At 35.3% G+C, this 11,175-nt stretch carries 9 protein-coding genes; 3 read left to right on the forward strand and 6 right to left on the reverse strand.

All coding sequences use genetic code 11. The features are described from left to right. Positions 1–263: 263 nt before the first annotated feature. The 5 genes from MUW73_RS01365 to MUW73_RS01385 all read right to left on the reverse strand — a co-directional run bounded on the left by MUW73_RS01365 (position 264) and on the right by MUW73_RS01385 (position 5,474). Positions 264–1,664: a D-alanine--D-alanine ligase family protein gene (locus MUW73_RS01365; protein ID WP_243018197.1), complete on the reverse strand. Its 1,401-nt coding sequence runs from the start codon at positions 1,662–1,664 to the stop codon at positions 264–266. A 68-nt stretch (positions 1,665–1,732) separates the two neighbouring features. Further along, positions 1,733–2,998, reverse strand: a complete 1,266-nt coding sequence (gene clpX, locus MUW73_RS01370; RefSeq protein ID WP_243018198.1) for an ATP-dependent Clp protease ATP-binding subunit ClpX — start codon at positions 2,996–2,998, stop codon at positions 1,733–1,735. Positions 2,999–3,017: 19 nt separating this feature from the next. Continuing rightward, a complete protein-coding gene (locus MUW73_RS01375; RefSeq protein WP_262914873.1) occupies positions 3,018–3,695 on the reverse strand; it encodes a ClpP family protease in 678 nt (225 codons plus the stop codon). A 159-nt stretch (positions 3,696–3,854) separates the two neighbouring features. Beyond that, entirely contained in the window at positions 3,855–4,760 is a 906-nt protein-coding gene (miaA, locus tag MUW73_RS01380; protein WP_243018199.1) for a tRNA (adenosine(37)-N6)-dimethylallyltransferase MiaA, read from the reverse strand. A gap of 81 nt (positions 4,761–4,841) precedes the next feature. Further along, a complete protein-coding gene (locus tag MUW73_RS01385) occupies positions 4,842–5,474 on the reverse strand; it encodes a hypothetical protein (protein ID WP_243575182.1) in 633 nt (210 codons plus the stop codon). A 498-nt stretch (positions 5,475–5,972) separates the two neighbouring features. Here MUW73_RS01385 and MUW73_RS01390 point away from each other — a divergent pair, with 498 nt between their 5' ends. Both MUW73_RS01390 and MUW73_RS01395 read left to right on the forward strand, forming a co-directional pair. Next, complete coding sequence (locus tag MUW73_RS01390; protein ID WP_243018201.1) at positions 5,973–7,772, forward strand: DUF1609 domain-containing protein; 1,800 nt, start codon at positions 5,973–5,975, stop codon at positions 7,770–7,772. Positions 7,773–8,198: 426 nt separating this feature from the next. Next, positions 8,199–9,209 (forward strand): hypothetical protein, encoded by a 1,011-nt coding sequence (locus MUW73_RS01395; RefSeq protein WP_243575183.1) that lies wholly within the window; start codon positions 8,199–8,201, stop codon positions 9,207–9,209. Between the two features lie 333 nt (positions 9,210–9,542). On the opposite strand, the gene MUW73_RS01400 is transcribed toward MUW73_RS01395, so the two are convergent. Continuing rightward, complete coding sequence (locus tag MUW73_RS01400) at positions 9,543–9,710, reverse strand: hypothetical protein (protein WP_243018203.1); 168 nt, start codon at positions 9,708–9,710, stop codon at positions 9,543–9,545. Between the two features lie 327 nt (positions 9,711–10,037). Here MUW73_RS01400 and MUW73_RS01405 point away from each other — a divergent pair, with 327 nt between their 5' ends. Continuing rightward, positions 10,038–10,862: an ankyrin repeat domain-containing protein gene (locus MUW73_RS01405; protein ID WP_243018204.1), complete on the forward strand. Its 825-nt coding sequence runs from the start codon at positions 10,038–10,040 to the stop codon at positions 10,860–10,862. Positions 10,863–11,175: the final 313 nt, after the last annotated feature.

Below are 11,175 nucleotides of genomic sequence, written 5' to 3' on the forward strand. Positions count from 1 at the left end.
TATATTTAATTGATTATTATATATAACAATATATAAAAAAACGCCCCTTTTAAAATAGTTGCGATCAAAAAGCAGCACTTACAGCTGAACTAGAAAAACAGCTTGTTTGAAGCCCGCGAAGCGGGCGAGTTCTGTTTTTCCAGCTGTAAAGGCTGCTTTCCCTAACTTTTTACTGATTACTGAGGGCTTGATTTTTTACCAATGTTGTGAACAGATACTATAACAGAGCTATTGTACGCAATATACTGCGTTAAGCAATAAGCCTAGTCTATAGCTTTAAGTTTTTTTAAAAGACAGTCAGCAATAAAGTATCCTTTATCTTTTCTTACTTCAAGAGAGCGTTGGATGATAAAGGTAAGCAGTTGAGTAGGGTGGAGGCCAATCTCTGCTGCCTGGTGGAATAAAAAAGAAGAAGGATTCATACCAGCTGTAGTGTTGGGATCATTTAAAATAACTTGGTTATCATTGGTCAGAAAGCCATCTATACGCGCATATACCTGACAATTCAGGAGTTGGAACAAAGCAACTGCCTCTTTACGGATCAGATCCAATAGAAGACTAGGTAAGATCATAGGTGTTTGTTTTCGTACAATACCAGGTAAATATTTGGCTCTATAGTCAAAATGCAACTTTCCTTTTAGCATTTCAGTGGGTGGTAATGCCATAGCATTACCTTTTACTGCTTCTAGTACAATACAAGAAAATTCTCTTCCCTCGATAAAGGCTTCTACTATGATGGCTTCTTCTGCTTGTGCGCTAATCAATAAAATAGGCTCTTTTTGCTTTTGAAAATAAAGCTCTATATAGTTTAACAAGGCATGAGGTGTATAAAAAATTTGATTGGCTACCCATAAAGGAAATCCGATGCCCTCTCGAAGATCTATCAAGCTATTGAACCAATTTTTTTTCTCTGTAGGTGTATAGGCTTTCCAGCCTGCATAGGTTATGGCTTCCATAAAAAATGCTTTATGGATGGCTCTTATGAAGGCATCAAGTGTACGATGCCTCACAATTGTGACACCTATCGAGGAGCCTTGTCTGCTGCTTTTAACAACAAAAGGTAGCCCAATGGTAGTGATGATTTGATCTAGTACCTTTTGGGGGTCATTTTTGTTTAGCCACTCTTTTTGCGTTATAGTGATAGAATAAGGCACTAAAAAACCTGCATGCTGTAAAAGCTTTTTTTGAAAGATTTTATCAATACCTAGTGCGGTTGGCAATATATCAGATCCTGTATAGGGGATTTGGTACCATGCTAATAGCCCTTGAATCGCTCCATCTTCCCCATAGGGGCCATGTAAACAAAGAAAAGCTATATCGAAGTATTTTGAAAAATCAGTAGGCGCTATTTTCTGTCCTATTTTTTCTATGAATGGTGTATGGTTTTGGGTGTTAGGTAAGGATTCTATATAAAGCGGTATACCCCAAAAATTAGATGCAGTAGGAGAGGGATAAAACTCTCGAATGGTACCCTGATAAAGGTATTTTTTATCGAGTAAGATAAAATTACCGAGACTATCAACAAAAACAGGAACTGGTTCAAATCTTTCGCGATCTAAGTGGTCATAGACGGTACGACCACCTGCAAAAGAAATCTCACGTTCTCTCGATTGGCCACCAAAAAATATACCTACTCTAACCGGGGTTGATAAAGAATGATCCATCTTAAAGGTAAAACCTACAGTAACTTATAATTTTATTTTGGTAGCTGTACTACCAACAAGAAGGGGGATTAAGCCATTTTTTTTAATACACTATCTTGGCTGTTTTTTTCTACAGGCCTGAGCAGCTCTAATCGTGTTCTACTGAGCTGTTCTAATGCATAACTTTTATCAATAACTAATTTATCTTGTCCTTTTAAGGATGGAGCGGTATACATCACTTCACCCATAATGCTTTCACAGATAGAACGTAGACCTCTGGCCCCTAACTTGAGCGATATAGCTTGCTCTGCAATCAAATCAAGGGTTTCTTCGGTAAAGGTTAGGGTAATGCCATCTATTGCGAATAACTTAGTATACTGCTTAACTAATGCATTTTTAGGTTCTGTAAGAATGCTGCGCAGATCAGATTTTGTAAGCGGCTCCAGTCCTTTTATAACGGGAAGGCGACCTACCAATTCAGGAATGAGTCCATAACCTTTTATATCGGAAGCAGAAACATACTTAAGCATATCTTTATCATCTACCCTAGCATTAGGCTTGGCACAAAATTCAAAGCCTATCGTATTAAAATTGATTCGATTACTAATGGTTCTAGTGATGCCATCAAAAGCTCCTCCGCAAATAAACAAAATCTTTTCTGTATTAACAGCTGTTAACTTTTGATCTGGATGCTTTCTGCCACCATGTGGAGGGGCATTTACAATTGAGCCTTCCAATAGTTTTAGTAAAGATTGCTGCACTCCTTCGCCACTTACATCTCGGGTGATAGATGGGTTATCTCCTTTTCGAGCAATTTTATCGATTTCATCTACATAAACAATCCCTCGTTCAGCTGCAGTGACCTCATAATTGGCAGCATGTAACAAGCGACTAATAATGCTTTCTACATCTTCTCCAACATAACCGGCCTCTGTTAAGACGGTTGCATCTATAATGCAAAAGGGTACCTCTAGCATTTGAGCTAGTGTACGAACTAAATAAGTTTTTCCTGTACCTGTTTCTCCAACCAGCAATATGTTGGATTTTTCAATGATTACATCATCTTCTATACTTGCTGGGTGAGCCAGACGTTTATAGTGGTTATAGACCGCAATAGATAGGGCTTTTTTAGCTTCTTCTTGTCCAATCACATATTCATCTAAATAGGCTTTAATTTCTTGTGGACGCAGTAAGTTAACTGGTTTAATATCATTGATGATGTTATCTTCCTTTTGGAGTTGGATAATTTGTGCAGCTTGTGTCACACATTGGTCACAAATGCGTCCTTCTGGACCCGTTACCATCATACTGACTATTTCACTAGCTTTTTTACAAAAAGAACAATGGTTTTTCATAATAGTAGTAGTTGTATGATTAATTTTTTTTCTCTTTCTCTAGTACAAAATCAATGATGCCATAATCTTTGGCTTGGCTTGCACGCATCCAGTAGTCCCTATCTGAATGGCGCTCTATAGAAGCATAGTCTTGACCTGTATGATTAGATAAAATGTTATATATGTCTTTTTTAATTTCAATCATTTGTTGCATGGTAATTTCCATATCAGCAGCTGTCCCTTTAGCCCCTCCTAGGGGTTGATGAATCATAATTCTGGCATGTGGAAGGGCAGATCTTTTGTGTTTAGCTCCTCCAGCCAATAATACAGCAGCCATAGAAGCAGCAAGGCCTGTGCAAATCGTGGCTACGTCAGGAGAAATATATTGCATGGTATCATAAATTCCTAAACCTGGGTATACGGAGCCTCCGGGACTATTAATGTAGAGCAAAATATCTTTTTTGGGATCAACAGACTGTAAAAAAAGAAGCTGTGCAATAATTACGTTGGCAATATTATCATCTACTTGTGTGCCAAGAAAGATAATTCTGTCCATGATCAATCTGGCAAAGACATCAACCTCTCTAAAATGAGCAGGACGTTGTTCGATGACAGATCGGGTCATATTCTCAATATCTGATAGGTAGCTATGAATCTCTAAGCCAGTTGCATAACCATTCTTAACCGCAAATTTTTCAAATTCTTTTTGATTTGGCATAAATTAATATGGAAGGTAAAATTTATTTTGTTTACTACCTAATACATGGGTTCTAGTTTGAAATTTAGTACAAAATAATGTAGCAACCAAATCTATACTTACTATTTGTTCCATAATCGTTTATTTGGGACTAAAATTAGATGGAACAGATTGTGGTTATTAGCCTATGATAGCATGAATATAACTTTGTACCTTATGCAAGTCATATGGCGTAAACCAGGTTATATTTTTATCTTTTCTAAACCAAGTGATTTGTTTTTTTGCATACTTTTTTGTGTTTATTTTGATATAGTTTACAGCTTCTGATAAACTGTATTGACCATCTATATAGTCGAATAATTCTTTATAGCCCAATGTTTGCAAGGCATTGGTTCTTTTGTAGGCATATAGTTTTTCAACTTCTTTTAGTAATCCTTGTTCCATCATCATCTCCACACGCAGGCTGATCCGTTTATGGAGTAGTTCTTTTTCTTGGATCAAGCCTATGGTTATAATATTGAATGGTCTGGTTTCTTTTGGTTTTTTTTGGCGCAAGGTAGAATAGGGGAGTCCTGTTTCCAAGCAAACCTCTAATGCTCTGAGGACTCTTCTAGGATTTTGAAGATCTACGCTGTTATAATAAGCAGGATCTTTTTCTGCCAGCAGCTGGGTAAGATAAGTAAGCCCTTTTTCAGCTAAGGTAGCATTTAGGCTGCCCCGTAGGTTAGGTGATGGTGTAGGCAATTCGGCTAAACCTTCACAGAGTGCCTTTAAATAGAGGCCAGAGCCACCAGTTGCGATAACTACATCTTGATAGGTAAAAATTTTGTCAAGGGTTTGTAAGGCGTCTTGCGCAAATCTACCAGCTGTGTAGTTAGCTTGAATGGGTAAAAAAGCTAAAAAATGATGGGGTATGTCCCTCATTTCTGCTTGGGTCGGTTGTGCGGTACCAATGACTAGATCTCGATAAAATTGCCTGGAATCAGCAGATATAATCTCTGTTTGAAGGATTTCAGCTAGTTGAATGGAGAGTGCCGTCTTGCCTATAGCCGTTGGACCGACAATAACGATTAAGTGTTTAGGCATTATTATCCAAATTAATCAAGAAAGAGGTTAGTATATTCACTCGTATTTATAGATCCGGTATTATTATTGGAAGACTCATTGCTACTTTTTTCTGTTTTTTCTGTTTTTTCTGTTTTTTCTGTTTTTTCTGTTTTTGTTAGTATCGTTGTTAGTATCGTTGTTAGTATCGTTGTTAGTATCGTTGTTAGTATCGTTGTTAGTATCGTTGTTAGTGTCGTTGCTAGTGTCGTTGTTAACGTCGTTTCTGTCGTTTTTCATGTCGTTACTGTTCTCGCTGTTAGGTTTGTTAAGTGTTGGCTGCTGCTGTTTTTGAGTATGTCTATAGATGGTATTATTTGGTCCAATCACTACTGTGCCATCAGGATTGGTTGATATGATTTTTATAGGCACTTCTATAGGGATTATTGTAGTTTTATTATGAGTGCTTCTAGTTCTGCTTTTATTATTTAGATCAGTATGCTTCAAAGGATTGATCGCTATCTTAGCTTCATCTTTTTCATCTTTTTCATCACTGGTGCCTATATAGATAATATTGTTTGATCCAATACAGACTACTGCATGGGCACCTGTTGATTCAATCGTTATAGAACTAGGTTCATTTTGCTTCTGCTTATTTTGATCCGGTATAGGGGGTAAGTTCTTTTTTTTGTTACTAGTGCAGTAAGATGCTATTAAAAGGGTAAAGCAAAAGTATATTTGTAATAATTTAGCCATGCAGTTTAATCCTAAATATTAGTAATATGTATATTTGTATTTATATTTTTTTACTTATACACCTACCCTTCACTTATACGTGCAGCGAATTGTTCCTATTATACTGCTTTTTTGTTGATTTTTGCTTAAGCGTTCACTTTTTTATTTTGAATTGCTATGCCATTAACATTGCGTAGTTGTTCTTACATGTTTGTCACATAAATATTGATTGGATCATATCCATTTTTGGGTTTTTTGTATAAAAAACTGGCAAAACTTAGAATTGAGCATTTGTAACTGCGCAGCTGGTGAATTGTTTTCCAACTCTAATAGATTCTTACTGACCGTAAGCTACACAATGTTTTAATAAAAACCTCTTGTCAGATCCCATAAGCATACCATTATTTGCATTTTTTACATTTTATGTGTACTCTACAACTGTTATCACTTCAATATTTGTAAATCCATTTTTTGGAAAATACAGGTAAGTTATCCTATTACTTAAATTAATTAGGTATCATGTTTGCCTTTTTTCTTTGTCTAAAGATTATTTTGTTTTTTTCTTGTCTAGCTGTTCACTTACAGCCTTATAATGAGAAAACCCCACTGCAACATACGGAGAGTTTCTTAAGTATTGGTCGTATTGTAAACTTTCCAAGTGGATTTACTGCTACTGAAAACGATTTGGCTTATACAAAAAAACTTATAGAGGCTTTTAAAAAACAATTTATTACATATAGAGAAACAAATGCTAAACCTAGGATAATAGACCCATTCTTTAATAAGAAATGCAAGGATTTTTGCGTAACTACTTTTTCAAAAATAACGGATTATGAAGAGGATAAACAAAATAAATTATTAGCTTTTTTAAAGAAAGTAATAGTGGTAAATGGGCACATACTTATTGGTATGGAATCAATTTTAAGGTATCTAGATGATCAATCTGTTCTCAATCAGCAACTTGTAAAAAAAGATTTTATAAGAATAGAAGAAATTGCCCAAAAAGCCCAAATCAGTTATAAGAATCAAGCTAAGATGTTTGGGGATGTTATGTATACAGCCCTTGAGGACACACTTAATTATTTGGATCATTTAATGAAGGCTGCTAAGAAGGTAGGGTGGAAACCTAGCGATCAGTTTCATGAGATCTTTCAAGCATACAAAGAAAGTTTATTACTTGGATTCAACAATCGTAATGAGATTCTAAAATTAGCTTGTCAGCAATACCCAGAGGCTGGGTTGGCTTTAGCATATGCTGAATATGCTTATAGAGATAAAATTGAGGAGCTCGGTTTGAAGCAACAAGCAATGGATTTGTCTACAAAGGTGGGGAACAAGCATGCCGCTTTGTTTTATTTAGACACACTTACTATTCTCCAAGAAGCAGAAACGCAGGATCAAGCTAGGGAAAAAATTAATCAGCATCTTAAAAATGTAGCACAGACACCAGCAAAAACAATTGATGAATTGGTATTAGAGATAGAATCTAGTTCGAAAAGCAATCAAAAATTTAAGACAGAACCTAGTCAGAGGGGGGGTAAAAAACATGCTAACGCTAGAAAAATTAAAGAAAAACAAAGAAAAGTAAAGAATAAAAATTTAGAAAATCTTAATGATACAAATAATCTAAGTCATAGAAGTGAATCTTTCTGTACACTGTATCAAAGCACAAAGGAGCCAGAGCAAAGCAGTACACGTTTACAGTCTGTAGCGCAGTTACAAGAGCGTTTTGACAAAAGTTGTTATACCATCCATCATAGGGTATTGCGTTGGTCTGGGGCAACAAGCGATCAAATAAAAAAATTTGACTACAATAAAATGGGAAAAAAAATAAAATATGCTGAGCTTACAGAAAAAGATATCATGCTCCAAAAGGCCTATCATCAACTGCAAGGTGTAGAGTTGCTGCTTTTTGTCGATGACCATGAAGACTACTTTTTTAAGACGCCTAAGGGTAAGTCAGCCTTTGCAACTTTTGAGATAGATGGCGTTATGCATGAAGGTATACTTGAAATAGGTATTTCAGATAAAAGAGAAATTTATCATATGATGTTCAATGATAAGGTAAAACATAGACCAGCACAACTGTTTGAAATTACAAAGCCGATTTTAGAAACTTTATTAGAGGATTCAGAAAATAATGCTAAACAATTTAGCCATTGGTGTAATAAAGATGGCTATGCAATAGAAAAACAGGGCGATAAATACGTGGTTACCCTTAACATGCCTACCTCTACGATCCACGCTATGAACCGATCTTGTAACAGGTTGTTTATTTATCCAAATAAATTATTGACAAAGTTCATTAAAAATTTTTAGAAAAACAGATATTATGGTTTGCTATAGGCAATATCCCTAATGAAATGTAATCTGCCAGTATGAAGCTACAGTTAAGCTGTGATTCCAGCTATCAAATTAGCCCAAAATTGGGGATGCTTCTATGCCTGCAATTTTCTATCTGATTAATATTTTTTGAGTTGATTTTATTGTTGTTTCAATGATGGATCGCTTGCTAACCATCAATTTAGCCTAAAATGATTGCTGTTCAATTAGGCATTTTTGACAAAAATAATAGATTTATTCATTAAAAAACTATTTTATTTAATAATCAATGAAATATAATTTTTAAGTTGACGCGATTGGGTGTACAGATACTAAGTTTTAGCTATGTATTAGGGTTTGTATTTATGAGGTTTTTAACGTAAAATATATGCCTGTAATTTTACAGTATTAAAATAAATTATCATGACGAATAAAAATATGGGAACCCATAAAGTTCATTCGTGGGTATCTACTGCTTTAATAGGATTCTTTGGTTCATGTAGCATCCGACAAGCTAATATAATGAACGTAGAGACTAGAGCGGCTCAAGATAATAGATTTAATGGATGTAAATCCATCATAGGTGAGGTGGGCAAGCGATATCCTGAATATAAAGAATTATTTGACCAAGCTGTGTTAACGTGTGCATCCTTGGCAGAGTTCTATACTGACGATGAACAAGCTAGTGCTATTATGACACAATTAATGGGGTTAGTCGATAAAGTAGTTGCAGCGTTAGTTGATTGGCCTGTTGATCTGAGTGATTCTATTAGTATTTTTTTTGAATCCAGTGGAATCACCATGTCTCCCCAACAAGTAGCATGTTCCAATCTAGGTCATATTATTACTATCTACCGTAGTCATCCAGTAGTAAAAGCTGCTGTAAGTTGTAGACATGCTTATCAATATGCCTGCTTTGCTATAAGATCCATTCAAGATGGTACTAGTGTGAGAAAAGAGATAATTAAAGAAATAGTTAAAAGTGCTGAGTACAGCAAGGCTGCTATAGAGCAGATTATCCGCTTAGATGAAAAAAGTGCTTCTATCGATATTGTAGCCTTTTCTATAGGAGTTATAACAGAAATTAATGCTCTGATCTTGAAACAATTGTGTAACCACAAGGTTAGTACGCTGTCAAATGAAAATTATATAAATATTGCTTATCATGCTTTGAAAGACTTTAGTTCTGATTGGATAAGACTTTCTAAAGGTGTTCCTAGTAAGACTTCCATGATGGTAGTCGAAAAAATCTTTCAGGAACATTTGGACAACCATTACCCTGAGAAGAAATCTATACCGGAGCCAGACATAGTAAAACAAATTGCTAAAGATCAAGATGTCATAAGGAGCGAATGGTTAACTAAGATTATGAATGTTGCCGACTATGTTCTAATTCAAGGAAAAAAGCAGATTGCTGCGTCTGTTAAAGATTAAGTATGTCTATGACAATTTCTGGCTTAAAAAAGAGAAAAAACTACTTGTACAACTATCTGTCTGGCTAATCGCTTTAATTGAAGCAAATCGAATAGTTTTTATTTGATAAGCAGCACTATCCTTTTCTCTTTTTGCCTGATTAAAAAGAAAAACAAATCAAGGCCTGTGCAAAAATGGGTGTAAAGTACAGCTTACAGATAGAAAAACAGAAACCATCTCTACCAACCCTCTCACTAAACTGTTTTTCTGTTCATCTTTGTAAACTGTATTTTGTGCTTGTAACATATCTTCTATATTATTAATCTCCTCTTTTGAATAGAGACTTAAACTTTGTTATTGATCTCTATGTTCAGTTTTATGAATGATGCTAGGTTGAAGTTGAATAGTTGGGCTATGCTTTTGAATCTGATAGGCTAATGTTAAAATACCCATATCACCAGTGTGTTTGATACTAAACAAAGCATACTCAAAACCAGTAATATAGCACGTAAACGAGGTCATATAGTAGTGGTTAGCATGTTAGCTAACATAGCAGAGAAGTAAAGGATTGCATATTGATCCATATTATATTTTATAATCCAACTTGTTTGCAATTCTATTTATTTTTTTGCACTATTAATATATATTTCCAATTTAAAAAATTGGTTAGTAGCAATCCTTATTAATTGTAATGCTTTAAAGCTTTTTGCCTTATAAAAGGTAAATAAGTAGAAAATAGATAAGGTTATGATTCAATCGCCCAGGTAGCATCAGTATAAATAGCAAAGGATTGGCGGTGGTAATTATACCATATCATTAAATTAAATATATCATTAAATATCTCATACTATGAAAAAGCATGTAGACTACAAAGTAGCCCTATCGGTTGGACTATTCAGCTTGAGCACCTTATCTTCTTGTGTCAACACGGGACAAACCTATATGGACCAAACTGGAGATACCGGACCTATTTCACAAGTTAGCTCATCTAAAGAAAAAGATTGTTCTAGTATTACTACAGGATCAGTTCAGCCTTCCATGGTTTTAAGTGAAGAGTTTTTGGATAAAATGCATAAAGCTCTTTATAAGTCTAAAGAAGAAGCAATCGAAGTTTGGAGAAATGCACGCCTACATAAAGATGCAAGAGATTCGCATGGTTTCACGCTTTTAATGCATCTAACGCAAAAAGGTAGTGAGCTTTCTTCTAATGATTCTGGAAAAACTTATCCCGAATATACCAGACGATTTTGGGACTGGTTTGTGGAAAGGGCAGACCTGGATGAAAAAAATGCAAAAAATAATAATGGAGATACCGCCTTGATGCTAGCAGCCAAAAGGTTCCACACGGCTTTCATAAGACGTTTAATAGAACATGGTGCAGACCCCTTTATAAAAAATAACAAAGGGGAGTATTTTATGACCTTATTAATTAAGTCCACTTATAGGTTGTATCACATTAGTGATTTTAAATCCTTTATAGCAAGTGTATTTGAGGATGTAGAAAAGTATATAAACAAACATCGCACGCGTTGTGAGCAAGATATAAATGATTTTATTAATAGCGTAGGTAAAGCAATAGAAGAAAAATACAAGCAGGATAATGCATTTAATTATGAAGAACAGCTGAATGCTTTCATAAAAAACATAGGTAAAGCAAATAAGAGCAGTGCTTAAGTCTTAAAAAGTTGTATCTATTCACTACTGTGGCAGACATAAACCCCCAATGCCCTTTGTAAAATAGTTGCGATTGAGAAAGTGCCCTTTACAGCCGAAATAAAAAAGCAAGCTTGTTTGAGGCCTGTGTAACGGGCCAGTTCTATTTTCCTAGCTGCACAGGGCACTGATCTCCAGCTCTTTACGGAAGCCTTAATTTTTTGCTTGCTTTTTTGTATCCGTTCACCACTATGGCAGCGTCCGTAAAGAAAAAAACGCCCCTTGTAAAATAGTTGCGATCAGAAAGCAGCCCTCACAACTGAAATAGACAAAC

The sequence above is a fragment of the Candidatus Cardinium sp. cByotN1 genome (genome assembly GCF_022810525.1).
In the GTDB taxonomy this organism is placed as follows: domain Bacteria; phylum Bacteroidota; class Bacteroidia; order Cytophagales; family Amoebophilaceae; genus Cardinium.